The sequence below is a fragment of the Leisingera sp. ANG-DT genome (assembly GCF_000813785.1).
GTDB lineage: Bacteria > Pseudomonadota > Alphaproteobacteria > Rhodobacterales > Rhodobacteraceae > Leisingera.
Genome location: NZ_JWLE01000030.1, coordinates 55,439 through 78,208, shown reverse-complemented (window position 1 = coordinate 78,208; position 22,770 = coordinate 55,439). Strand labels below are relative to the sequence as shown.

The 22,770-nt window shown below is 62.7% G+C and carries 23 protein-coding genes; 12 read left to right on the top strand and 11 right to left on the bottom strand.

The genetic code is table 11. The features are described from left to right. Positions 1-119: 119 nt before the first annotated feature. The 6 genes from RA21_RS19145 (at position 120) to RA21_RS19120 (ending at position 3,963) form a co-directional block, all read left to right on the top strand. Entirely contained in the window at positions 120-752 is a 633-nt protein-coding gene (locus RA21_RS19145) for an ATP-dependent Clp protease proteolytic subunit (RefSeq protein WP_019295831.1), read from the top strand. Between the two features lie 149 nt (positions 753-901). Further along, positions 902-2,170 (top strand): ATP-dependent Clp protease ATP-binding subunit ClpX, encoded by a 1,269-nt coding sequence (clpX, locus tag RA21_RS19140; protein ID WP_019295832.1) that lies wholly within the window; start codon positions 902-904, stop codon positions 2,168-2,170. Positions 2,171-2,236: 66 nt separating this feature from the next. Further along, positions 2,237-2,602, top strand: coding sequence for a RidA family protein (locus tag RA21_RS19135; protein WP_039151852.1), 366 nt, complete (start codon positions 2,237-2,239; stop codon positions 2,600-2,602). 134 nt (positions 2,603-2,736) lie between these two features. Further along, complete coding sequence (locus RA21_RS19130; protein WP_039151851.1) at positions 2,737-3,123, top strand: NADH:ubiquinone oxidoreductase subunit NDUFA12; 387 nt, start codon at positions 2,737-2,739, stop codon at positions 3,121-3,123. Between the two features lie 25 nt (positions 3,124-3,148). Further along, the gene (mlaD, locus tag RA21_RS19125) at positions 3,149-3,604 is read left to right on the top strand and encodes an outer membrane lipid asymmetry maintenance protein MlaD (RefSeq protein WP_019295835.1); all 456 of its coding nucleotides are present in this window, start codon (positions 3,149-3,151) and stop codon (positions 3,602-3,604) included. Beyond that, on the top strand, positions 3,601-3,963 hold the full coding sequence (locus RA21_RS19120) for a DUF2155 domain-containing protein (protein WP_019295836.1): 363 nt from the start codon (positions 3,601-3,603) through the stop codon (positions 3,961-3,963). The genes mlaD and RA21_RS19120 overlap by 4 nt, the downstream gene beginning before the upstream one ends. Here RA21_RS19120 and aat read toward each other — a convergent pair. The 4 genes from aat to RA21_RS19100 form a co-directional block, all read right to left on the bottom strand. Then, positions 3,927-4,559, bottom strand: a complete 633-nt coding sequence (aat, locus tag RA21_RS19115) for a leucyl/phenylalanyl-tRNA--protein transferase (protein WP_039151849.1) — start codon at positions 4,557-4,559, stop codon at positions 3,927-3,929. The genes RA21_RS19120 and aat overlap by 37 nt on opposite strands. A 75-nt stretch (positions 4,560-4,634) precedes the next feature. Further along, entirely contained in the window at positions 4,635-5,984 is a 1,350-nt protein-coding gene (gene accC / locus RA21_RS19110) for an acetyl-CoA carboxylase biotin carboxylase subunit (protein ID WP_039151847.1), read from the bottom strand. 9 nt (positions 5,985-5,993) lie between these two features. After that, a complete protein-coding gene (gene accB / locus RA21_RS19105) occupies positions 5,994-6,497 on the bottom strand; it encodes an acetyl-CoA carboxylase biotin carboxyl carrier protein (protein ID WP_039151875.1) in 504 nt (167 codons plus the stop codon). A gap of 156 nt (positions 6,498-6,653) precedes the next feature. After that, a complete protein-coding gene (locus tag RA21_RS19100; protein ID WP_039151845.1) occupies positions 6,654-7,190 on the bottom strand; it encodes a PAS and helix-turn-helix domain-containing protein in 537 nt (178 codons plus the stop codon). 95 nt (positions 7,191-7,285) lie between these two features. Between RA21_RS19100 and RA21_RS19095 the strand changes: the two genes are divergently transcribed. Then, entirely contained in the window at positions 7,286-8,794 is a 1,509-nt protein-coding gene (locus RA21_RS19095; protein WP_039151843.1) for a class I adenylate-forming enzyme family protein, read from the top strand. A 13-nt stretch (positions 8,795-8,807) separates the two neighbouring features. Here RA21_RS19095 and RA21_RS19090 read toward each other — a convergent pair whose 3' ends face one another. The 6 genes from RA21_RS19090 to RA21_RS19065 form a co-directional block, all read right to left on the bottom strand. After that, a complete protein-coding gene (locus tag RA21_RS19090; RefSeq protein ID WP_039151841.1) occupies positions 8,808-10,121 on the bottom strand; it encodes an adenylate/guanylate cyclase domain-containing protein in 1,314 nt (437 codons plus the stop codon). Positions 10,122-10,369: 248 nt separating this feature from the next. Continuing rightward, positions 10,370-11,125, bottom strand: coding sequence for an ABC transporter ATP-binding protein (locus RA21_RS19085; RefSeq protein WP_039151840.1), 756 nt, complete (start codon positions 11,123-11,125; stop codon positions 10,370-10,372). 12 nt (positions 11,126-11,137) lie between these two features. Next, positions 11,138-11,893 carry an ABC transporter ATP-binding protein gene (locus RA21_RS19080; RefSeq protein WP_008557057.1) on the bottom strand — a complete coding sequence of 252 codons (756 nt, stop codon included), beginning with the start codon at positions 11,891-11,893 and terminating at the stop codon, positions 11,138-11,140. Between the two features lie 12 nt (positions 11,894-11,905). Beyond that, complete coding sequence (locus RA21_RS19075) at positions 11,906-13,108, bottom strand: branched-chain amino acid ABC transporter permease (protein ID WP_039151837.1); 1,203 nt, start codon at positions 13,106-13,108, stop codon at positions 11,906-11,908. A gap of 3 nt (positions 13,109-13,111) precedes the next feature. Then, positions 13,112-14,134, bottom strand: coding sequence for a branched-chain amino acid ABC transporter permease (locus RA21_RS19070; protein WP_019295848.1), 1,023 nt, complete (start codon positions 14,132-14,134; stop codon positions 13,112-13,114). Between the two features lie 130 nt (positions 14,135-14,264). Further along, positions 14,265-15,611, bottom strand: a complete 1,347-nt coding sequence (locus RA21_RS19065; RefSeq protein ID WP_019295849.1) for a substrate-binding protein — start codon at positions 15,609-15,611, stop codon at positions 14,265-14,267. A gap of 231 nt (positions 15,612-15,842) precedes the next feature. On the opposite strand from RA21_RS19065, the gene RA21_RS19060 reads away from it, so the two are divergent. The 5 genes from RA21_RS19060 to RA21_RS19040 all read left to right on the top strand — a co-directional run bounded on the left by RA21_RS19060 (position 15,843) and on the right by RA21_RS19040 (position 22,081). Beyond that, the gene (locus RA21_RS19060; protein WP_039151835.1) at positions 15,843-17,141 is read left to right on the top strand and encodes a helix-turn-helix domain-containing protein; all 1,299 of its coding nucleotides are present in this window, start codon (positions 15,843-15,845) and stop codon (positions 17,139-17,141) included. 92 nt (positions 17,142-17,233) lie between these two features. After that, entirely contained in the window at positions 17,234-17,614 is a 381-nt protein-coding gene (locus RA21_RS19055) for a response regulator transcription factor (RefSeq protein ID WP_019295851.1), read from the top strand. A gap of 7 nt (positions 17,615-17,621) precedes the next feature. Beyond that, positions 17,622-17,963, top strand: a complete 342-nt coding sequence (locus RA21_RS19050) for a hypothetical protein (protein WP_019295852.1) — start codon at positions 17,622-17,624, stop codon at positions 17,961-17,963. Beyond that, on the top strand, positions 17,963-20,641 hold the full coding sequence (locus RA21_RS19045; protein ID WP_039151833.1) for an ATP-binding protein: 2,679 nt from the start codon (positions 17,963-17,965) through the stop codon (positions 20,639-20,641). Before RA21_RS19050 ends, RA21_RS19045 begins: the two co-directional genes overlap by 1 nt. Positions 20,642-20,725: 84 nt before the next feature. Further along, positions 20,726-22,081: a FliM/FliN family flagellar motor C-terminal domain-containing protein gene (locus tag RA21_RS19040; protein ID WP_039151831.1), complete on the top strand. Its 1,356-nt coding sequence runs from the start codon at positions 20,726-20,728 to the stop codon at positions 22,079-22,081. 262 nt (positions 22,082-22,343) lie between these two features. On the opposite strand, the gene RA21_RS19035 is transcribed toward RA21_RS19040, so the two are convergent. Then, positions 22,344-22,769 (bottom strand): TIGR01244 family sulfur transferase, encoded by a 426-nt coding sequence (locus tag RA21_RS19035; protein ID WP_039151830.1) that lies wholly within the window; start codon positions 22,767-22,769, stop codon positions 22,344-22,346. Between the last annotated feature and the right edge of the window lies 1 nt (position 22,770).

Here is a 22,770-nt window from a genome sequence, read left to right as displayed (position 1 = left end):
AGGTTTGCGTCACCCGGAAAATGCCTGCCGCCTCTTGCAGGTCAAAAGGGGCGATACTAAGACTCGGGTAACACACTGTCGGGTATGGTGCCGGACATAAACAACGCAGGCAGGTTGCAATGATTGATCCCAGAGAAACATACATGAACACCCTGGTCCCGATGGTGGTTGAGCAGACCAGCCGGGGAGAACGGGCCTATGACATCTTTTCCCGCCTGCTGAAGGAGCGGATCATCTTCCTGAACGGCCCGGTGCATGACGGGATGAGCTCGCTGATCGTGGCCCAGCTGCTGCACCTTGAGGCGGAAAACCCGTCGAAGGAAATCTCCATGTATATCAACAGCCCCGGCGGCGTTGTGACCTCCGGCCTGTCGATCTACGACACCATGCAGTACATCAAGCCCAAGGTCTCGACCCTGGTGATCGGCCAAGCGGCCTCGATGGGCTCACTGCTGCTGACCGCCGGCGAGCCGGGCATGCGCTTCAGCCTGCCGAATTCCCGCGTGATGGTGCACCAGCCCTCAGGCGGCTTCCAGGGTCAGGCGACCGACATCATGATTCACGCCGAGGAAACCCTGAAGCTGAAAAAGCGCCTGAACGAGATTTACGTCAAGCACACCAGTCAGGATTACGACACCATCGTCAATGCGCTGGAGCGCGACAACTTCATGTCTCCGGAAGAGGCCAAGGAATTCGGTCTGATCGACGAGATCGTCGAGAACCGCGCCAAGGGCGACGACGAGCAGGCCTGACGCCTGCGCTTGTGAACAGCCGTGTGCCCCGCGTTTCAGATGGGGCGCACTTTCACATTGTGGCGGCCTAAGCACTGGCTTAAGCTGGCCAAAAGATGAATTGCCCCGCAGCGCGGGCGCAGCGGACCGGGCGGACTGAAAGGTAGACCATGGCGACGAATTCAGGCGGCGACAGCAAGAACACCCTCTATTGCAGCTTCTGCGGCAAGAGCCAGCATGAAGTGCGCAAGCTGATCGCTGGCCCCACCGTATTCATTTGCGATGAATGCGTTGAACTGTGCATGGATATCATCCGTGAAGAGACCAAGGCCTCCGGGCTGAAGGCGACCGACGGCGTGCCGACGCCCAAGGATATCTGCCAGGTGCTGGATGATTACGTGATCGGCCAGGCCACCGCCAAGCGCGTGCTGTCGGTCGCGGTGCATAACCACTACAAGCGTCTGAACCACGCCCAGAAGGCGGGTTCTGACATCGAACTGGCGAAATCCAACATCCTGCTGATCGGCCCGACCGGCTGCGGCAAAACGCTGCTGGCGCAGACGCTGGCGCGGATCCTGGATGTGCCCTTCACCATGGCGGATGCCACCACGCTGACCGAGGCCGGTTATGTGGGGGAAGATGTCGAGAACATCATCCTGAAGCTCTTGCAGGCGTCGGAATACAACGTTGAGCGTGCTCAGCGCGGCATCGTTTATATCGACGAGGTCGACAAGATCACCCGCAAGTCGGAAAACCCCTCAATCACCCGCGACGTGTCGGGCGAGGGCGTGCAGCAGGCACTGCTGAAGCTGATGGAAGGCACCGTCGCCTCTGTGCCGCCGCAAGGCGGGCGCAAGCATCCGCAGCAGGAATTCCTGCAGGTGGACACCACCAACATCCTGTTCATCTGCGGCGGCGCCTTTGCCGGCCTCGACAAGATCATCGCGCAGCGCGGCAAGGGCTCGGCGATGGGCTTTGGGGCTGATGTGCGCGACAATGACGAGCGCGGCGTTGGCGAGATCTTCAAGGATCTGGAGCCGGAAGACCTGCTGAAATTCGGCCTGATCCCGGAATTCGTCGGCCGTCTGCCGGTGCTGGCAACACTCGAAGATCTGGACGAGGATGCGCTGGTCACCATTCTGACCCTGCCGAAGAACGCCCTGGTCAAGCAGTACCAGCGCCTGTTCGAGCTGGAAGACACAGAGCTGGACTTCACCGACGAGGCGCTGAGCGCGATTGCCAAGAAGGCAATCGAACGCAAGACCGGCGCCCGCGGCCTGCGCTCGATCATGGAAGACATCCTCTTGGATACCATGTTCGACCTGCCGGGCATGGACAGTGTGACCAAGGTGGTTGTGAACGAGGAGGCCGTGACCTCTGACGCGCAGCCGCTGATGATCCACGCGGATGCGGAGAAAGAGCCGGCGTCAGCGGGCTGACAGGCGAAAGTTTCTGATAGAGCGGCGCGGTCATTTCCGCGCCGCTTTCATGTTGAGGAGAGAAACATGATCAAGCGGATTTCTTCGGGCGGCGAGTTCGAGGCCAAGATCGGCTATTGCCGCGCTGTGGTCGCCGGCGGTTTCGTGCATGTTGCTGGAACCGTAGGGCAGGGCGACGACGTGGTGGCCCAGTGCCGCTCGGCGCTGGACACCATAGGTGCGGCACTGGAGAAGGCAGGCGCCAGCTTTGCCGACGCAGTGCGGGTGAACTATTACCTGCCGGATGCAGCGGAGTTCGAACCCTGCTGGCCCATTCTGGCGGAAACCTTTGGCGCCAACCCGCCGGCGGCCACCATGGTGGAATGCAATCTGATTGACTCCAAATTCCGGATCGAGATCGAATTGACCGCGCTGGCACCCGCTGAGGGCTGACCCTGCCAGCGGCACAGAGGCCGCTGAGGCAAATCTGCCAAATCCCGCCAAGTCACAGGCTGCCCGTGGCGCAAGCCACTGGACCTTGGCGGGAAATTGGGCCATATCGAAGTCGGAAAAATCCGGAGGCACCCATGGGAATCCTGAACACACTTCTGCGCGCTGTGACCTGGTGGAACGGCTCCACCCTGAACACCCGGATCTTCACCGCCCGCAAGGGCATCAAGGTGGGTGAAGATGACCAGGGCAACGTGTTCTACCGCAACGCGGATGACAGCAAGCGCTGGGTGATGTTCAACGGCGAAGTGGAAGCCTCCCGCATCAGCCCCGACTGGCACGGCTGGCTGCACCGCACCTTTGACGAGGTGCCGAGCGAAAAGCCGCTGAAGCACAAGGCCTGGGAAAAGCCGCATCAGGAAAACCTGACCGGCACCAACATGGCCTATGCGCCGGCCGGGTCGATCCGCGCGGGCGGCGAGCCGAAAGAGCGCCGCGATTACGAGGCCTGGGTGCCCGAGTAAACACATCTGCCAAAAGGCTGATTTCATGTCCCATAATCCTACTGAAGTTTTTGCCGGCGGCATCGTGCTGGCGGCGGCCATCGGCTTTGCCGTTTATGCAGGACAGGCGGCTGGCCTGTCGCGTGCCGGCTCCACTTATGATTTGAATGCGTCTTTCCGCTCTTTGGAAGGCGTCAGCGTCGGCACCGACGTGCGGCTGGCCGGGGTCAAGATCGGCACCGTGACCGGTGTGGGCCTGAACCCGGAAACCTTCCGCGCCGATACCGTTTTTTCGGTTAAAGATGGTATCGAGATCCCCGACGACAGCGCCGTGGTGATTTCCTCCGAAGGCCTGCTGGGCGGCAATTTCGTTGAGATCATGCCGGGCGGATCGCCCTTTGCCTTTGAGGCGGGTGACGAGATTGAAGATACCCAAGGCGCGGTCAGCCTGATTTCGCTGCTGGTGAAATTCGTGGCTGGCGGCGGTGAGGAAGAGTCGTGAAGCGGCTGACCGCAGCGCTTACGGCGGTGGTGCTGGCTATGCCCGCCTGGGGGCAGGAGCAGGCCGCACAAGGCACCGCTGCGGTGCTGCGCGCGCTTGACAAGGTGAACGGGCATTCCGTCGATGCTGAGGTCGCCATTGGCGCCAGCGCAGAGATGTTCGGCCTTCTGGTGACTGTGCGGGATTGCCGCTATCCGGCGGAAAACCCGACGGGCGATGCCTTTGCCTATTTGTCGGTTCAGGACCCCAAAAACGGGGCAGAGCATTTTCAGGGCTGGATGATTGCCTCCAGCCCGGCGCTGAACGCGCTGGACCACAACCGTTACGACGTCTGGGTCATCCGCTGCAAAAGCAGCTGAGGATCCGGAACTGTCGGCCGCATGAAATCCGCATCCTTGTCCAAAGCCTCGCGCAGCAGCGCGCGGTAGCGTGCGCGTGTCACTTCGACGCCGCCAAGGGAGGCCAGATGCGGTGTCAGGAACTGGGTGTCGCATAGGGTGAAACCCGCCTGCACCAGCCGGTCCGTCAGATAGGCCAGTGCCACCTTGGAGGCGTCGCGGCGGCGGGAGAACATGCTTTCGCCAAAGAACGCGCCACCCAGAGACACGCCGTATGTGCCGCCTGCCAGTTCGCCCTGGTGCCAGACCTCGAGTGAGTGGGCGTTGCCCATCAGGTGCAGTTCCAGATACCGGTCGCGGATTTCACTGTTGATCCAAGTTTCTGCCCGGTCGGCGCAACCGTCCACGACACCTGCGAAATCCCGGTTCACGGTGATCTCGAAGCCGCCGTTGCGGATGCGCTTGGCGAGAGAGCGGGAGATGCGGAATCCGTCCAGCGGCAAGATCCCGCGCCGCTTGGGGTCGACCCAGAACACTTCGGGATCGTCGCGGTGTTCGGCCATCGGGAAAACACCGGCGGAATAGGCGTGCAGCAAAAGATCGGCAGTCAGGCTCATGATGCCGCCAGTATAAAGGGCAATGGCAGGGAAATGTAAAACGGGGCGCATCCGGATGGTGCGCCCCGCAGGTTTTTAACCCGGTGTGTTCTCTTCCAGCCAGCGTTCCAGCCAGTGAATGCCGTAATCGCCGGTGTGGATGTCCTGCTCCTGCAGCAGCGCGTGGAACAGCGGCACGGTGGTGTCGATACCGTCGATGATCAGCTCGCCCAGGGCCCGGTTCAGGCGCGCCAGCGCCTCGGTTCGGTCGCGGCCGTGCACGATCAGCTTACCAATCAGCGAGTCATAGTAAGGCGGGATCGAATAGCCGTCATAAAGCGCCGAATCCATCCGCACACCCAGGCCGCCGGGGGCGTGGTACTGGGTGATCTTGCCCGGGCAGGGCGAGAAGTTCGGCAGTTTCTCGGCGTTGATCCGCACTTCGATGGCGTGGCCGTTGATCTCCAGGTCTTCCTGGGTGAAGGACATCGGCAGGCCTTCGGCCACCCGGATCTGCTCGCGCACCAGGTCGACGCCGAAGATGGCCTCGGTTACCGGGTGTTCCACCTGCAAGCGGGTGTTCATCTCGATGAAATAAAACTCGCCGTCCTCATAGAGGAACTCGACGGTGCCTGCACCGGAATAGCCCATCTTGCCGATGGCGTCGGCGCAGATCTTGCCGATGCGAGCACGCTCTTCCGGGGTGATGCAGGGGCCGGGGGCCTCCTCGAACACCTTCTGGTGGCGGCGCTGCAGCGAGCAGTCGCGTTCCGCCAGATGGATGCCGGTGCCTTTGCCGTCACCAAAGACTTGAACCTCGATGTGACGCGGCTTCTGGAGGTATTTCTCCATATAAACTTCGTCATTACCGAAGGCTGCCTTGGCCTCGGAGCGGGCGGTGGAGAAGGCCGAAACCAGCTCTTTCTCGTCCTTGGCGACCTTCATGCCGCGGCCGCCGCCGCCGGCGGTGGCCTTGATGATCACCGGGTAGCCCATGTCCGCGGCGGCCTTCTTGGCTGCGCCAATATCAGGCACGCCGCCGTCGGAGCCGGGCACCACCGGGATGCCGAGGTTCTTGGCGGTTTCCTTGGCGGTGATCTTGTCGCCCATGATGCGGATATGCGCCGCCGACGGGCCGATGAAGGTCAGGCCGTGATCTTCGATGATCTGCACGAAGTTGGCGTTTTCCGACAGGAAGCCGTAGCCCGGGTGGATCGCCTGGGCGCCGGTGATCTCGCAAGCGGAGATGATGGCCGGGATCGACAGGTAGCTTTGGGTGCCGGAGGGCGGCCCGATGCAGACCGATTCATCGGCCATGCGGACGTGCATCGCGTCGGCATCTGCGGTGGAGTGCACCGCGACGGACTTGATGCCCATCTCCCGGCAGGCGCGGATCACGCGCAGGGCGATCTCGCCGCGGTTGGCAATCAGGATCTTGTCAAACATGGCAGACCCTTATTCGATGATGACCAGGGGAGACCCGAATTCAACGGCGGCGCCGTCTTCGACCAGGATGCGCTTCACGGTGCCGGATTTCGGGGCCGGGATGTGGTTCATGGTCTTCATCGCTTCGACGATCAGCAGGGTGTCGCCTTCGCTGACCTGCGCGCCAACCGAAATGAAGGACGGCGAGCCGGGTTCCGGCTGCAGGTAGACGGTGCCGACCATCGGCGAGGTCACGGCGCCGGGATGGCTGGCCGGATCGTCGTTTGCGGCTGCAGGAGCGGCAGCGGCGGCAGGCGCGGCTGCGGCAGCAACCGGTGCGGGGGCAGCTGCGGCAGGAACCTGTACCTGCACCGGTGCAGCTGCCATTGCAGTCTGGCGCGACACACGCACGTTCAGACTGTCGTCGTCGCCATAGTCGCGTTTGACCTGCAGCTCGGTCAGGTCGTTTTCGCGCAGCAGCTCCGCCAGCGCCTTGATGAATGCCACGTCAGCTTCGTGAGATTTGTTGGTCATATTGTCCTCAGCCAATTCCGACAGGCCCGCCGGAGGGGCGGGCAGGAAATTAGGGCGCTTATAGGGCAAGGATTACCGCAAGGAAAGCACTCCTGAACTGGGCTGTAACATGAGGGCTATGGCGCGGATTCGCAATTGCCGGCAGGAAATTCCTGGTCAAAGAGGCATCCCGGTCAGTTTGGCCACCAGCTCCGGCAGCTTGCGGGCGCCGAATTTCTGCAACAGGTGCGCCCGGTGGCTTTCCACCGTGCGGTAGGACAGATCCAACTGTTTGCCGATTTCCTTGGCCGACAGCCCCTTGCAGGTCAGGATCGCAACTTCGCGTTCGCGCGGGGTGAGGGAGACCACAGGGCGGTCGTCCGAAATATCGGCAAAGGACCAGATCCCGGTCTGAAACGGAGCCTCCGGCGTCACTGACCGGCCCCGCACCCGGCACCAGAACAAGCCGCCCGACCGGCGGCGCATGATGCGCTCGTCGCTGTAAGTGCCGCCTTGCGCCTCGGGCTGCTGCAGAAGGGCACCGATGCGGTTGAAATCCTCCTGGCTGGGATAGAGCTCAGCAATCAGCACGCCGGTGTAGTCGCCGGGCGCGCCGCCGAAGGTCGCCGCGAATTGCAGGTTGCACCGGGTGATGACGCGGCGTTCCAGAACCGCAAGGCCTACAGGGGCATGGTCAAAGGCAAGATCGCTCATATGGTATTCTTACGCAGGTATTTTTGCGGAATTGAAGGACTTTGCTTGTGCGTGCCAGTTTCCGGCCGCAACGGCAAGCCGGGGAGGCGATTGGGATGAACATAGCAGTGTGGCTGGCGAGGATGGCCGCGGCAGAGGGGGCGCGGCCGGCGCTGTATCTGGGGCAGCAATTGGTTGCAGATTACGCCGGGTTCCATGCGCGCGCGGCCTCGGTGGCGGGCTGGCTGCGGGCGCAGGGCATCGCGCCCAGGGACCGGGTCGGCATTTTCATGAAGAACTGCCCGGACTACCTGATCTCGCTTTATGGCATCTGGTATGCCGGCGCGGCGGCGGTGCCCATCAACGCCAAGCTGCACGGCAAGGAGGCGGAGTTCATCCTTGAAAACTCCGGTGCCGGGCTGGTGTTCACCTCGCCGGTCCTGACGGAGGCTGTCGAAGGTACCGAGGCTGAGGTGCGCTGCGTGGATATCACCGGCGCGGACTATGCCGCCGCGTTGCAGGCAGATCCCGTGGCGGAACCCGCGTCGCGCCTGCCGGAAGATCTGGCCTGGCTGTTTTACACTTCCGGCACCACCGGTCGGCCCAAGGGGGTGATGATTACCCACCGGATGCTGATGAACATGGCGATTGCCTATTTCGCGGATGTCGATCAGGTGAGCGCGGAGGATCACGCTCTGTACGCGGCGCCGATGAGCCATGGCGCTGGAATCTATGCCATCCAGCATGTTCTGGCAGGTGCGCGGCATGTCTGCCCGGTGTCCGGCGGTTTTGACGAGGCGGAGATCTTTGATCTGGCCGCACATTTTGGCCGTGTGCACATGTTTGCTGCGCCCACCATGGTCACGCGCATGACCTCAGAAGCCAAGCGGCTGGGACGCAAGGGCGAGGGTTTGCGCACGGTCGTCTATGCCGGCGGCCCGATGTATGTCGCTGACATCATGGAAGCGGTGGACCATTTCGGCCCGGTCTTTGTGCAGGTCTACGGGCAGGGCGAATGCCCGATGGCGATCACCGCGCTGCCGCGCCACGACGTGCAGGACCGCGCGCATCCGCGCTGGAAAGAGCGGCTGGCCAGTGTTGGCCGGGCGCAGAGCGTGGTGGAGGTTCGGATCGGCACGCCTGAGGGAGAGTTCCTGCCAGCCGGAAGCCATGGTGAGATCATGGTGCGCGGCGATGCGGTGATGCCCGGGTACTGGGACAACCCCGAAGCCACCGCCAAGACGCTGGTCAACGGCTGGCTGATGACCGGCGACATGGGGGTGCTGGACGAGGACGGCTATCTGACCTTGCAGGACCGTTCCAAAGACATGATCATCACCGGCGGCTCCAACGTTTATCCGCGCGAGGTGGAGGAGGTCTTGCTGCTGCATCCTCAGGTGCGTGAAGTCTCTGTGGTGGGCCGCCCCCACGCGGATTGGGGCGAGGAAGTGGTGGCCTTTGTCGTGGGCGATGCGCCAGATGCGGAATTGGATGACCTGTGCAATAGCCGGATCGCGCGGTTCAAACGCCCCAAGGCGTATTTGCGTATCGAAGCCTTGCCCAAGAACAACTATGGCAAGGTTTTGAAAACCGAGCTGCGCAAGCGGCTTGCGGAAGGCAGGTGACGGCAACCGGAACTCAGGCGGCGGTTTTGTAGACCTGCCACCTGTCCGGCAGCCCCTTCAGTTCGTGCGAGCCCAGGGATTCGAAGCAGAAGCCGGACCCTGCTACCAGATCCTTGACCGTGCGCGAGACAACGATGTCGCCTGGCTGCGCCAGGTCCGCAATCCGTGAAGCGATGTGCACAGCCAGCCCGCGCACATCGTCCTCGGTGACCTCGACCTCGCCGGTATGGACCGCCACGCGGATATCAAGTCCAAGCCTGGAAATGGCGTCACGGATGGCACCTGCGCATTGGATGGCCCGGCCGGGGCCGTCAAACGTGGCGAGAAACCCGTCGCCCAGCGATTTGATTTCCCGCCCGTCATACTGCTGCAGTTCCTGGCGCACCCGTGCATCATGGGCGTCCTTCAGGCTGCGCCAGGCGCTGTCTCCCATTGCCTCGGCGCGGGCAGTGGAGCCAGCGATGTCGGTGAACACGATGGCGGCCAGCACCCGGTCCACCACCGGATCAGCCTTGGAGCCGGTCACAAACTCCTCGATCTCTGCAACAATCTGCCCGGCCTCCGGCCCGATGAAAGGAAAGTGATCGGTTCCGGACAACTCTATGAGCCGGGCATTGGGAATTCCGGCGGCCAGGGTGCGTCCGCCCTCGATATCGATCAGTGCATCCTCTGTCTTGTGCAGCACCAGCGCAGGCGCTTTGATCGCAGGCAGGATGGCGGTGATGTCGATTTGGCTATTCACTTTCATGATTTCAATCACGTCCCGGGGCGAGGCGCCGGTGCGCTCGTATTTGCCCCACCAGTCCTGGACCTGAAGATCCCCCGCCGTGGAGGGGCAGAACAGCGGCAGGCTGGTTCCGGTTCCCCAAGCAGACTCGGCATAGTCGAACAGCTCCTGCAGCGCCTCCTGCGTCGGGAACCAGGAGGTGAAGCTGGCAAACGCACCGTAAAGGATCAGATGCTCGCAGCGGCGCGCGTGGTAGGCAGCAAATACTGCAGCAAGGGAGCCACCCTCAGAAATTCCCATGACTGATGCGGTGTCAAAGCCGGCTGCATCCATCACAGCGCGGATGTCATCCATCCGCTTGTCCATGTCCGGGGTCGCCACGCCGCGGTCCGACAGGCCGGTGCCGCGCTTGTCAAACACTGCCACCCGGGTGAAATGGCCGATCCGCTCCAGCCAGCGGGCAAAACCTGGCTCGTCCCAATAGGTTTCGATCTGCGAGATGAAGCCCGGAACGAACACCAGGTTGCGCGGTCCGCTGCCAAAGGTTTGATAGGCGATATGGACATCGCCGCTCTTGGCGTATTGTGTCTGTGGTCTCATGGTCAGCCCCCGATGACGGCAATTCGCGCAGCGGGTCCGGGGCACGGGGTGCCGGGAAGTGAAGAGTTAGACGGCGAGGCCGCGCCGTGCCGCTGCGAGCCTTCTCATACATCCTAGCAAATTGTGGCTTCGAAGTCAGTTTCGCAGGCCACGCAAAAAAGAGGCCAGCCCTGAACAGAGCCGGCCTCAGTCACCCTGTGCCGGCACGCGGGTGGCCGGCACGGCGGAGATGATGTCTTGGATGCGCTTCAGATCGCCAGGTATTCGGCGCGCAGCTCTTCGTTTTCCAGAACCTCGGCAGCGGTGCCGTCAAAGACGATGCCGCCGGTATCGAGGATCACCGCGCGGTCCGCCAGTTCCAGGGCGCGGACCGCGTTCTGCTCGACAATGATGGTTGTCATGCCCTGTTCCTTGATGTGGATGAGGGTCTTTTCAATCTCGTCGACGATCACCGGGGCGAGGCCTTCGTAGGGTTCGTCCAGCAACAGCACCTTGATGTCGCGGGCCAGTGCCCGGGCAATCGCCAGCATCTGCTGCTCGCCGCCCGAAAGCGTCACGCCTTCCTGCTTGCGGCGTTCGCCAAGGCGCGGGAACAGGTCATAGAGACGCTCCAGCGACCAGCCGATGGGCGGCGCGATCTGCGCCAGTTGCAGGTTTTCCTCCACTGTCAGGCCAGGGATGATACGACGGTCTTCGGGCACCAAGCCCAAGCCCGCAGCGGCGGCTTCGTGCGAGGCCATCTTGTGCAGCGGCTTGTGGTCCAGCCAGATTTCGCCGCGGGTCACCATGGGGGAGCCGGTGCGGGCGATGGACCGCAGGGTCGAGGTCTTGCCCGCGCCATTCCGGCCCAGCAGCGCCAGGATCTCGCCCTCGTGGACGTTGAAGCTGATGCCTTGCACGATGTAGCTCTCGCCGTAATAGGCGTGCACATCCCAGACCGACAGGAAAGCCGGTGCGGTGGTGGCGACGTTGGCATTCTTGGAGAAATCGGGTTTGACGTTCATCTTGGTTCCTCCTTACGCCGACTCGCCTAGGTATGCTTCGCGCACCTTGGGGTTGCCGCGGATGTTCTGCGGATCGTCCTCGACCAGGGGTGTGCCCTGGGCCAGCACGGTGATCCGGTTGGCGAGGCTGAACACAACATGCATGTCGTGCTCGATGATGGCGATGGTGATGTCGCGCTCGTCGCTGATCTGTTTCAGCAGGTCGATTGTGTTGTTGGTGTCAGCCCGGGCCATGCCAGCGGTGGGCTCGTCCAGCAGCAGCAGGCGCGGTTCCTGGCTCAGGCACATGCCGATCTCCAGCCGCCGCTTGTCGCCGCGGGACATGGCGGCGGCGTGCATGTGCCGCTTGTCCGCCATGTTCATTTCTTCCAGCATGTGCTCAGCCTTTTGCAGGATGTCCTTCTGTTTCAGCACCGCGGAGAGGGCGTTCAGCTCAAACGCGCCGTCCCGCTTTGCAAAGCAGGGGATCATCATGTTCTCCAGCACCGTCAGATCGCCGAAGATTTCCGGCGTCTGGAACACACGGCTGATGCCCATCTGGTTGATCTCGTAAGGCGCGCGGCCCAGCACCGACTGGCCGTCGAACATGACGGAACCGGTGTCGGGGATCAGTTTGCCCACCAGGCAATTCAGCAGCGTGGACTTGCCGGCGCCGTTCGGCCCGATGATTGCGTGGACCGAGTTTTCCTGAACGCTGAGGTTCACGTTCGAGAGCGCCTGCAGGCCGCCGAACCGTTTCCCCACGTCTTTGACTTCAAGGATACCCATTGTTTCGTCTCCTTATTCCGCGGGGTTGGTTTCGCCGGGGGCGTTGCTGCCCTTGGCCTTGCGGCGGCTGAGCCAGCCCTTGATCCGCTGGCCGCCTTCAACCAGGCCGCCGGGCAGGAAGATCACCACCAGCATGAACAGGATGCCGAGGGTCAGATGCCAGCCCTTGCCGATGAAGGGGTGGATGATGAACACCACCGCGTCCTCCATCCCGTCCGGCAGGAAGCTGAACCAGGTGTGCAGCACGTTGTCGTTGATCTTGGAGAAAATGTTTTCGAAGTACTTGATGAAGCCCGCGCCCAGGACCGGGCCGATCAGCGTGCCGGCACCGCCGAGGATGGTCATCAGCACCACCTCGCCGGAGGCGGTCCACTGCATCCGCTCCGCGCCTGCCAGCGGATCCATCGAGGCCATCAGCCCGCCTGCAAGACCTGCATACATGCCGGAGATCACAAAGGCGGCCAGGGTGTAGGGACGGGTGTTGAGGCCGGTGTAGTTCATCCGCTGCTGGTTCGACTTCACCGCCCGCAGCATCATGCCGAAGGGTGAGCGGAAGATGCGGATCGACAGGTAGAAGGCTGCCAGCATGATCAGCGCGCAGAGGTAGTAGCCCGCGTTGAACTGGAACGCCCAGGGGCCGACCGCCATCTCGAAGGTGGAGCGCATTTCAAGGCCGAACAGGTTGGTCACCGGGATCGAGCCGTCCGCGGTGGCAGAAACGCCCAGGATGCGGGGGTCTTCCAGCGTCAGCTGCAGGCCGGTTTCGCCGTTGGTGATCGGGGTCAGCACTGAATAGGCGAGGTTGAAGGACATCTGCGCAAAGGCCAGCGTCAGGATCGAGAAGTAGATGCCTGAGCGTCTCAAGCTGACAAAGCCGATCAGCAGCGCAAACAGGCCCGCGACAATCACCGACAGCACGATCGCCGGGATCACGTTCATGCCGATCAGCTTGAACATCCAGACGGCGGAGTAGGAGCCGACACCCAGGAAGGCCGCGTGGCCGAAGGACAGGTAGCCGGTGAGGCCGAAGAGGATGTTGAAGCCGATGGCGAAAATCCCGAAGATCACGAAACGCTGCATCAGGTCCGGATAGCCCGCGTTGAACTGCGCCAGGGCGCTGTCCGTTGGGAACGGGTTCAGGATGAAGGGCGCAAGCAGCGCGAGGCAGGCGACGATGATCAGCTTTGATGTGTCTTTTTTGTCGAGTCCGAACATGTCTTATTCCTCCATCACGCCTTTGCGGCCCATCAGGCCCCGCGGCCGGGTCAGCAGAATGATGATTGCGACCACATAGATGATGATCTGATCGATGCCGGGCAGCAGCGATTTGACCTCGTTCATCGAGGCAAAGCTTTCGAGCACGCCCAGCAGGAAACCCGCCAGCACCGCGCCGGGCAGCGAGCCCATGCCGCCGACAACCACGACCACGAAGCTGAGGACCAGGAAGTCCATGCCCATGTGGTAGTTGGGGGAATTGATTGGCGTGTACATGACGCCCGCGAGGCCGGCGACAGCGGCGGCGATGCCGAACATGATGGTGAAGCGGCGGTCGATGTTGATGCCCAAGAGGCCCACGGTTTCGCGGTCTGCCATGCCGGCCCGCACCACCATGCCGAAGGTGGTGAACTGCAGGAAGCTGAAGATGCCGCCGATGATCAGCACCGCAAAGAAGAAGTAGACCACGCGCCAGACCGGATAGACGATGTCCATGCCGATGGCGGCTCCCAGGTTCACAACGCCGTTCAGGGCATCCGGGGCCGGGGTCTGGATCGGGTTGGCGCCGTAGAAGTACTTCACCACTTCCTGCAGCACGATGGCGAGGCCAAAGGTCACCAGGATCTGGTCGGCGTGGGGGCGCTTGTAGAAATGTTTGATCAGCCCGCGCTCCATCACATAGCCGACGCCGATCATGATCGGGATCGCAAAGAGGATCGCCAAAGGTACCGCCCAGTCGATGATGCTGCCGCCGATGTCGGGGCCGAACCAGGCCTCCACATAGGGGGTTTTCACTTTGAGCGGGTTGCCCAGAAAGTCCGTTTGGGTTTCGTCTACGAGTTCGAAGCTGAGGTTCAGGATGCGCTGCAGGGTGACGGCGCAGAAGGCGCCGATCATGAACAGCGCCCCATGGGCAAAGTTCACCACGCCCAGCGTGCCGAAGATGAGTGTCAAACCCAGCGCGATCAGCGCATAGGCCGAGCCTTTGTCTAGCCCGTTCAGGATTTGCAGGAGAATGGCGTCCATGGGTCCCACCGTGCGTCAGGTTGGGGAAGGCCCGTCCGGCGGGGGAGCGGACGGGCCGGTTGGGGCTGCCGGAGTCCAGTGCGGACTCCAGCCCGGGAATCAAAGGTAATTCCGGTGCCCTGTGGCTGGCTTATGCGCCCGGGTTGCAGGCGCCCAGGTTGCCGCCGGCGAACATCGGGTGATCCGGTGCGTATTCCACCTGTGCCCGCGGGGTGACTTCGACCACTTCCAGAAGGTCGAATTCCGAGGTCGGGTTTTCCTTGCCGCGCACCACCAGAACATCCTTGAAGCACTGATGGTCTTCGGCGCGGTAGAGGGTCGGGCCGTTGCCCATGCCGTCGAACTCAAAGCCTTCCAGGGCTTCGGCAACTGCGCAGGGGTTGAAGCTGCCGGCGCGCTCCACTGCATCCGCATAAAGCAGGGTCTGCACATAACAGGTGTGCGCGGCCTGGCTCGGCGGGAAGCCGTATTTGGTGCCGAAGGATTTCACGAAAGCTTTGGAGCCTTCATCTTGCAGCGTCCAGTGCCAGTTGGTGGAGCCGTGGATGCCCTTGACGTTCTCGCCGGCGCCCTTGGCCATCAGGCGGGAGTAGAGCGGCACCACGATTTCAAAGTTCTTGCCGTTCACCACCTTGTCGCGCAGGCCGAACTGCACCGCATTGGTCAGCGAGTTCACCATGTTGCCGCCGTAGTGGTTCAGCACCAGCACGTCGGCGCCGGAGTTCAGCACCGGGGCGATGTAGGAGGAGAAGTCAGTTGCAGCCAGCGGGGTGCGGACCTTGTTCACGGTCTGCCATCCCAGCGCCTCGGTGGCGGCTGCAATCGATTCCTCCTGGGTCCAGCCCCAGGTGTAGTCTGCGGTCAGGTGATAGGCGGTGCGGTCGGTGCCATAGAGGTTCTTCAGCACCGGTGCCAGTGCCGCGCCGGACATGTAGCCGTTGAAGAAATGGCGGAAACCGTTGGCCTTCTTGTCCTTGCCGGTGGTGTCGTTGGAGTGGGTCAGGCCAGCCATGAAGATCACGCCTGCCTCCTGGCAGAGGCCCTGCACGGCAATCGCCACACCGGAAGAGGAGCCGCCGGTGATCATCACCGCGCCGTCCTTCTCGATCATCGACTTGGCAGAGGCACGGGCAGCGTCGGACTTGGTCTGGGTGTCGCCGGTGACATACTCGACCTTCTTGCCCAGGATGCCGTTGCCCTGCAGCGCCTTGGAGCTGAAGGTGTTCATCATGCCGCCGTCGCCGCCGCCGTTCAGGTGCTCAACCGCAAGCTCATAAGCGCGCAGCTCGTCAGCGCCTTCGTCGGCATACGGGCCGGTCTGGGGCACGTTGAAGCCAAGAGTAACAGTTCCGCCGGTCGGCTCGTTGGTGAATGCCGCGGCGGAAGAGGCGGTAAAGATCGTTGGCAGCGCCACGCCGGCGCCTGCAATTGCGCCGGTCTTAAGGACTCTGCGGCGCGATGCGTCAAATTTAGACATGTATTCCTCCCTGATATGATTGGTGCCTTGCAGCTCCTCACTTCTGCGCGGTACCAGCACTTTGCGTGCAAAATCAGTATGAGAGGCACATGTAAACTCAGGCAATAAAACCCTTTTACTGCTTGAAAATTCTGTAAAGAACTGAACAATAAGTTTCGGCCATCTGTAAACAAAGTTATTTTGCGTTGCAGAAAGCCGTTGAAATGGAAGTGTTTTGGGAGGCCCGCCATCATGGCACGCGATACCCTGACCGGCAGCCGAATCCGCGAGCGCAGGCTGATCCTGGGCATGCGCCAGGCCGAACTGGCGCGGGAGGCGGGGATCTCGGCCTCATACCTCAACCTGATTGAGCACAACCGGCGCAGAATCGGCGGCAAGCTGCTGGTCGGGATTGCAGGTGTGCTGGGGGTCGAGCCCTCGATGCTGAGCGAGGGGGCGGAAGCGGCGCTGATCTCCACCCTGCGGGAGGCGGCGGCAGACAGCGGGGTGCCGGTGGCAGAACTGGACCGGGTCGATGAATTTGCGGGCCGCTTTCCGGGCTGGGCTGAGGTTCTGGCAGCAGGGCACCGCCGCATCGCCACGCTGGAGCGCACGGTGGAAACCCTGTCTGACAGGCTGACCCATGACCCCAACCTGGCAGCCTCGGTGCATGAGGTGCTGTCGACCGCTGCTGCGATCCGCTCCACCGCTTCGATCCTTGCGGAAACCGGTGAGCTGGAACCGGAATGGCGGGACCGGTTCCATAAAAACCTCAACCAGGACTCGCTGCGCCTGTCCGAAAGCAGCCGGGCGCTGGTCAGCTTTCTCGATGAGGACGGCAGTGGCGCGGACCGGCGCGGCATGCCGCAGGAGGAGGCCGAGGCATTTTTCAAGGGCTGCGGTTTTCATTTCCCAGCCCTTGAAGACGGCTCTGCCACGCCCGAGGATTTGGTGCGGGACGAGCCGGACCTGACCGGCGAGGCGGCCCGCAGCCTCGCCCAGGCAGCGCTGGAGCAATACCAGTCCGACGCGCGTGCGATGCCCCTGCAAGCTCTGGAACAAGAGATTTCCGCAAGCGGCATAAACCCGGTTGCTTTGGCGGGCCGGTTCAATTGCGGGCTGCCTGTGGTGTTGCGCCGCCTCGCGGCGCTGCCGGAGGAGGTGCTTAGCCAGGAGGCCGGGCTGGTGATCTGCGATGCCTCCGGCACGCTGTTGTTCCGCAAGCCGGTGACCGGCTTTGCGATGCCGCGCTTCGGTGCTTCATGCCCGCTTTGGCCGCTTTATACTGCTTTGGTGAACCCCAATGTGCCGGTCCGGCGCAATGTGGTGCAGCACGGGCGCAATGCCGCGGCGTTTGATTGCATGGCCACGGCCTGGATGCAGAAACAGCCGGACTTTGGTGAGGACCCCCTGTACCGGGCAGTGATGCTGATTCTGCCCGGGGCCAAGGACGCCGAGGATCCGCAGCCGGTGGGAGCCAGCTGCCGGATCTGCCCGCGCCAAGCCTGCCCGGCGCGGCGCGAACCTTCGATCCTTAAGGAAGAGTTTTGACACTCATGCGGGCAGGGGGCTAACCTGCGGAAAAATAACCGCGTGTCCGGGCCGAGCAGGCCGCAGGACCGCGCCGGGAGGAAATTCTGCTGATGGGCAGGCATGTTGTTCTGATTGAAGACGAACCGAACATCACCGAGGCGATCCGGTTTCTGCTGATGCGCGACGGCTGGAGCGTGGATGCGCACACCGATGGTGCAACCGCGGTCGAGGTGATCCGGGATGCGGGTCCGGACCTGGTGATACTGGATCTGATGCTGCCGGGCAAAAGCGGGCTGGAAATCGTGCGCGAACTGCGCGCGTTAGAGGGCATGCAGGCCTTGCCGGTCCTGATGCTGACCGCCCGCGGCCAGATGCGCGACCGCGAAATGGCAGAAAAGGCAGGCGTCACCCGCTTTATGACCAAACCGTTCTCCAACGCCGAGGTTCTTACTGCGGTCCGCGACCTGCATGCCCAGGCCGGACAGGGATAAGGGCGCCATGGCGCTAGGAAGCGGCGAAGAACAGGCAGGGACCCGGACAGAGCGCCAGACCTACCGCCGCCGCCGGCTGATGGACATTTCCCGGCTGCTGCCGCTGATCGGCGCCCTGTTGCTGGCGCTGCCGCTGCTGTGGCCCGAGGCTTCGGCCCATCCAGCGGCACGCGGAGGGGTCAGCATGTCGTCGGCCATTATCTATATCTTTGCGGTCTGGATCGGGCTGATCGCCGCCTGTTTTGTATTCAGCCTGGCGGTGCAGCGGTGGGCCGACCACTGGACCGGCGGCGGACCGGACGGGACAAGCTCCCCAGAGCAGCCCGCTGGCAGAGAGGCAGGCAGCTAATGGCCTCCCTCAACGTTCTTGCCTTCGTTTGTTTGGCCTACGTGGCCTTTCTGTTCTTCATCGCTTTCTGGGCTGACCGCATGGCAACGCGGGGCAAGAGCGCGGCCTGGATGCGTTCGCCGCTGATCTACACGCTGTCGCTGTCAATCTACTGCACTGCCTGGACTTTTTACGGCGCAGTTGGCTATGCGGCGCGGTCCGGGCTGGAGTTCGTGACCATCTACCTGGGCCCGTCCCTGGTGATGATCTGCTGGTGGTGGGGGTTGCGCAAGCTGGTGCGGATCGGGCGCAGCCAGCGGATCACCTCAATCGCTGACCTCCTGTCCTCGCGCTATGGCAAGTCGAACCTGCTGGCCGCCGGGGTGACCATACTGGCGGTGATTGGCGTCACCCCGTATATTTCACTGCAATTGCAATCCGTTACCTTGTCCTTTGCAATCTTTGCAGAGGCCGACCCGCTGCGGGGGTATAACGAAACCTCCATCGTGTTCTGGGTTGCTGCGGGGCTGGCGGTGTTTGCGATCCTGTTCGGCACCCGCAACCTCAATGCCAATGAGCGCCACCACGGTGTGGTAACCGCGGTTGCGCTGGAGGCGATTGTCAAACTGGCCGCGCTGCTGGCGGTGGGGATCTTTGTTGTCTGGGGTATTGCCGGCGGCATCGGCGAAACGCTGGCGCGCATCGACGCCTCCCAGATCGGGCAGTGGAATGTCGATGGCAGCCGCTGGGCCACGATCACCTTCCTGGCTGCTGCGGCCTTCATCTGCCTGCCGCGGATGTTCCAGGTGATGGTGGTGGAGAATGAGGATGAGCGCCACCTGCGCATCGCGTCCTGGGCCTTTCCGCTGTACCTGCTGCTGATCTCGATGTTCGTGGTGCCGATTGCCGTTGTCGGGCTGGACCTTTTGCCTGCCGGGTCGAACCCCGACATGTTTGTCCTTACGGTACCGTTGCAGCAAGGCCAGCAGGGGCTGGCGATGCTGTCCTTCCTGGGCGGGTTTTCCTCGGCCACCTCCATGGTGATCGTGGCGGCAATGGCGCTGTCGACGATGGTGTCGAACCACATCGTGATGCCGGTCTGGCTGCGGCTGCAAAACCGGCAGGCGTCCGTATCGGGCGATGTGCGCGATGTGGTGCTGCTGTCGCGGCGGGTGTCGATCGCGGCGATCATGGCGCTGGGGTATTTCTATTACCACCTCTCCGGGGGCGCCGCGGCGCTGGCGGCCATTGGCCTCATTTCCTTTGCAGGGGTGGCGCAGTTGCTGCCCGCGCTGGTGGGCGGCCTGTTCTGGCGCGGCGCCACCCGCAGCGGCGCGCTTGCGGGGCTGACAGTGGGGTTTGCAATCTGGCTTTATACCATGCTGCTGCCGGCCTTGGGCGGCGGGCTGCTGCCGGAGCACATTTTGCGATACGGCTTGTTCGGTCTCAGCTGGCTGCGTCCCGAGGCGCTGTTCGGGATCGAGGGCCTCGATCCCACAGTGCATGCGGTGATGTGGTCGATGAGCCTCAATGCAATGGTGTTCTGCCTGGTCTCGCTGATGAGCTTCCCTAGCCCGCTGGAGCGGCTGCAGGGGGCGCAGTTCGTCAATGTCTTCGACCATTCAGCGGGTCCGCGCGGCTGGACCGGTTCGGTGGCGCAATGCGAGGATCTGATGATCATGTCGCAGCGGATTCTTGGCGCAACGGAGGCGCAGGCGTTCTTCCAGCGCGAGCGGATGCGCCAGGGCGGCCGAGGGCCGCTGCCAGAGCCGACGCCCGCCTTTCTTGAACGGCTGGAACGGGAGCTCAGCGCCTCCATCGGGGCGGCTGCGGCGCATGCGATGATCGGCCAGATTGCCGGCGGCTCATCGGTTTCGGTTGCCGATCTGCTGGCGGTGGCGGATGAGACAGCACAGATGCTGGAATATTCCAGCCGTCTAGAGGCGCAATCGGCGGAATTGTCGGCAACAGCGCGTAAGCTTAGGGAAACAAACGAGAAGCTTACTCAGATTTCAGAACAGAAGGATGCCTTCCTGAGCCAGGTAAGCCATGAGTTGCGCACGCCCATGACTTCAATCCGGGCATTCTCCGAGATCCTGCGGGATGCCGGGCAGCTCGATGCGCAGGAGCAGCGCCGCTATGCGGGAATCATTCATGATGAAACACTGCGTCTGACGCGGCTCTTGAATGACCTGCTCGATCTTAGTGTGCTCGAAAGCGGGCAGGTCAGCCTAAACATTACCGCCGGCACCCTGTCCGAAGTGCTGGATCATGCTGTTGCTGCCGCTCTGGCAGGGTCGGATCAGCCGCTGCGGGTCCGCCGCCGCCCGGAGGCGGAAGGGTTTCGCCTGACCTCCGATCTAGACAGGCTGGCGCAGGTGTTCATCAATCTGATTGCCAATGCCCAGAAGTATTGCGACGCGGAGCAGCCGGAGCTGTCTGTCTCCGCCTCGATGTCCGGCGGGCGGCTTCATGTTGATTTCTTTGACAATGGAAGTGGTGTGCCAGCGGACGCCCAGCAGATGATTTTCGAGAAATTTGCGCGGGTCAGCCCGGAACGGGCAGGCGGTGCCGGCCTGGGCTTGGCGATCTGCCGCGAGGTCATGCAGCGGCTGGGCGGTGATGTCTCCTATCTGCCTGGACACGGCGGCGGCGCTTTCCGGGTTTCTCTGCCCGCTGCAGGTGAAAAGGCTGCATAACCAGCGCCGGAATACAGAAGTTGTTAACCCCCTTTCGGTTAAAACCGGGGAAACGGGACGCGCAAGGGGCAGGTTAAACAGCCTATGTCTGAGACAGAAGCAGCAGAGGCAGGCAGCGGCAGGCAAAGTGTGCTTGCACGTAAGCTGGCGGCGACCAAGGAAGGCGCCGGGGGACTCTCCAGTTCCCTGACCCTGAAGGCGTTGCGCCGTTCGGTTGCGCGCGCGGCTGCGGATCTCTGCAATCTGCCGATGGCGGTGCTGGCCGCGCGCCAGTCCAACCGGATGTCCGAGGACCTGGCCGATCAGCTATCCGACAAGGATTTGCTGGTGGTGCTGGACTGCCCGCAGGGGCGGCTGGGGGCTGCCAGCATGGATGCGGCTACTGTTACGGCGCTGATCCAGCAGCAGACCATCGGGGCGGTGATCGGCAAGGCACCGTCTGAACGTCACTACACACCGACCGACGCGGCAATGACGGCCGATTTCCTGGAGCGCAGCTTTGCCAAAGTTGTGGCTATGCTGGACGGTCAGACGGACCAGTCCCTGTTTTCCGGCTACCGCTTCGGTGCTCAGGTCGAAAACGTTCGCAGCCTGGTGCTGGGGATGGAGGCCGATGACTACCGGGTAATCGAACTGAACCTGGATCTCGCCTGCGGTGCCATGCAGGGCGTGATGAAGCTGATCCTGCCAGAACCAACTGCGGAAGAACTGCAAGACGGCCAGGGCAGCGCCAATGGCCCGTCGCTTGGCGCCAGCCTTGATTCGATCCGTGCGGAGCTGACAGCGGTGCTGTGCAAGATGCGCGTGCCGGTGCAGCAGTTTGCCAGCCTCAAGATTGGCGACAGCATCCCGTTGGATTCGGCCTTTCTCTATGAAACGGATCTGCTGACCATTGGCGGCAAACCGGTTGCACAGGGGCGTCTTGGCCAGATGAACGGCTCGCGGGCTGTGCGTCTGAACCCGCCCAGAAACAGCCAGCCGCGTAACGGCGGCGCTGAAGCGGCCGCATTTTCCGAAGGCGGCGGCATGGAAACGATGCCGGAACCGGCGCCAGCACTGGAAATGGATATGGGGATTGCTGCCCAAGGGCTGCAGGATCCGATGGATGACATGGGCCTGCCCGCGCTTGATGCTGGGCCGGGGCTGGAGGGTTCAGCGCTGGACGCAGGCGCTGGTGACGGTCTGGACGCAGGTTTCGGCGGCGGGCTTGGCGGTGATCTGGGCAGCGGCCTCGATGGTGGGGCCGATCCGATGGGCATGCCCATGCTCGAAGGTGAAGGCGCGATGAGCATGGACGGGCTTGACGGCGGCTTGACCGATTTGCCTGATCTTCCCGAACTGCCAGATTTCCCCGCCGGTGATCTTGGCGATTTCGCGGCCGGGGATATGGATGAAATATCCCAGCTCGCCGGATTCGATGGCGCTCTGCCTGAAAGCTGAGGCGCTGAAGGCAGCGGCCAGCCCCTTGTTTGGAACAGCCGAAAAATTGGGCGCCTGCGATACCAGTTTTCCCCCGGCCATCAACGGCTTGCGGGATCAAGCGGGTTTGTGAACCTGGCTGAAACAGCGTGGCAGCGCCTTGTTTAGTGTCTCAGGATTCACTTCCTTTGCGCTGCTTGAACTGCTGCCTTCGATGCATGCCCAATCAATTGCCCCGCCGGGCAGGCTGCAGCGCGTCTTGGAGCAGATCAGCTGCCCGCGCTCAGTTGCTTGCCAGTGATTCCAGCGCCGGACGCAGCCCATCCAGCTGATACCCCGCAGCCTGGGTTTTCTGCAGGATGTCGTCGGCAGCCATGTCGCAGGCCTGGCTCAGCGCCCAGACCACCGAACAGCGCGTGCCGGAGGCGCAATAGGCCAGCACAGGGCCTTCGCAGCCCTCGTACAGTTCCCTCTGCAGCGCAACATTATCCGGAGTCATGGTCTGATGGGTCAGCGGCAGCACCTCGAACCGCAGCCCTGCGGCCTCAGCGGCGGCACGGATCGCCTCGGCCTGGTGGCTGGGCGGCACTTCCTCGTCCGGGCGGTTGCAGATCACCGTCTTGTAGCCGGCATCTGCAATGGCAGACATGTCCTCGGCAGAGATCTGCGGCGAGACTGAATATCGGGGGGTGATTACGCGTGCATCCATG

What these genes read in the sequence shown, in the direction of transcription:
- clpX (WP_019295832.1), top strand. Translation starts at nt 902, where the DNA reads ATGGCGACGAATTCAGGCGGCGACAGCAAGAACACCCTCTATTGCAGC.
- RA21_RS19075 (WP_039151837.1), bottom strand. Translation starts at nt 13,108, where the DNA reads ATGTTCGGACTCGACAAAAAAGACACATCAAAGCTGATCATCGTCGCC.
- RA21_RS19135 (WP_039151852.1), top strand. Translation starts at nt 2,237, where the DNA reads ATGATCAAGCGGATTTCTTCGGGCGGCGAGTTCGAGGCCAAGATCGGC.
- RA21_RS19055 (WP_019295851.1), top strand. Translation starts at nt 17,234, where the DNA reads ATGGGCAGGCATGTTGTTCTGATTGAAGACGAACCGAACATCACCGAG.
- RA21_RS19095 (WP_039151843.1), top strand. Translation starts at nt 7,286, where the DNA reads ATGAACATAGCAGTGTGGCTGGCGAGGATGGCCGCGGCAGAGGGGGCG.
- RA21_RS19085 (WP_039151840.1), bottom strand. Translation starts at nt 11,125, where the DNA reads ATGAACGTCAAACCCGATTTCTCCAAGAATGCCAACGTCGCCACCACC.
- RA21_RS19045 (WP_039151833.1), top strand. Translation starts at nt 17,963, where the DNA reads ATGGCCTCCCTCAACGTTCTTGCCTTCGTTTGTTTGGCCTACGTGGCC.
- accC (WP_039151847.1), bottom strand. Translation starts at nt 5,984, where the DNA reads ATGTTTGACAAGATCCTGATTGCCAACCGCGGCGAGATCGCCCTGCGC.
- RA21_RS19060 (WP_039151835.1), top strand. Translation starts at nt 15,843, where the DNA reads ATGGCACGCGATACCCTGACCGGCAGCCGAATCCGCGAGCGCAGGCTG.
- accB (WP_039151875.1), bottom strand. Translation starts at nt 6,497, where the DNA reads ATGACCAACAAATCTCACGAAGCTGACGTGGCATTCATCAAGGCGCTG.
- RA21_RS19040 (WP_039151831.1), top strand. Translation starts at nt 20,726, where the DNA reads ATGTCTGAGACAGAAGCAGCAGAGGCAGGCAGCGGCAGGCAAAGTGTG.
- RA21_RS19070 (WP_019295848.1), bottom strand. Translation starts at nt 14,134, where the DNA reads ATGGACGCCATTCTCCTGCAAATCCTGAACGGGCTAGACAAAGGCTCG.
- RA21_RS19145 (WP_019295831.1), top strand. Translation starts at nt 120, where the DNA reads ATGATTGATCCCAGAGAAACATACATGAACACCCTGGTCCCGATGGTG.
- RA21_RS19090 (WP_039151841.1), bottom strand. Translation starts at nt 10,121, where the DNA reads ATGAGACCACAGACACAATACGCCAAGAGCGGCGATGTCCATATCGCC.
- RA21_RS19050 (WP_019295852.1), top strand. Translation starts at nt 17,622, where the DNA reads ATGGCGCTAGGAAGCGGCGAAGAACAGGCAGGGACCCGGACAGAGCGC.
- RA21_RS19100 (WP_039151845.1), bottom strand. Translation starts at nt 7,190, where the DNA reads ATGAGCGATCTTGCCTTTGACCATGCCCCTGTAGGCCTTGCGGTTCTG.
- RA21_RS19065 (WP_019295849.1), bottom strand. Translation starts at nt 15,611, where the DNA reads ATGTCTAAATTTGACGCATCGCGCCGCAGAGTCCTTAAGACCGGCGCA.
- RA21_RS19035 (WP_039151830.1), bottom strand. Translation starts at nt 22,769, where the DNA reads ATGGATGCACGCGTAATCACCCCCCGATATTCAGTCTCGCCGCAGATC.
- aat (WP_039151849.1), bottom strand. Translation starts at nt 4,559, where the DNA reads ATGAGCCTGACTGCCGATCTTTTGCTGCACGCCTATTCCGCCGGTGTT.
- mlaD (WP_019295835.1), top strand. Translation starts at nt 3,149, where the DNA reads ATGTCCCATAATCCTACTGAAGTTTTTGCCGGCGGCATCGTGCTGGCG.
- RA21_RS19080 (WP_008557057.1), bottom strand. Translation starts at nt 11,893, where the DNA reads ATGGGTATCCTTGAAGTCAAAGACGTGGGGAAACGGTTCGGCGGCCTG.
- RA21_RS19130 (WP_039151851.1), top strand. Translation starts at nt 2,737, where the DNA reads ATGGGAATCCTGAACACACTTCTGCGCGCTGTGACCTGGTGGAACGGC.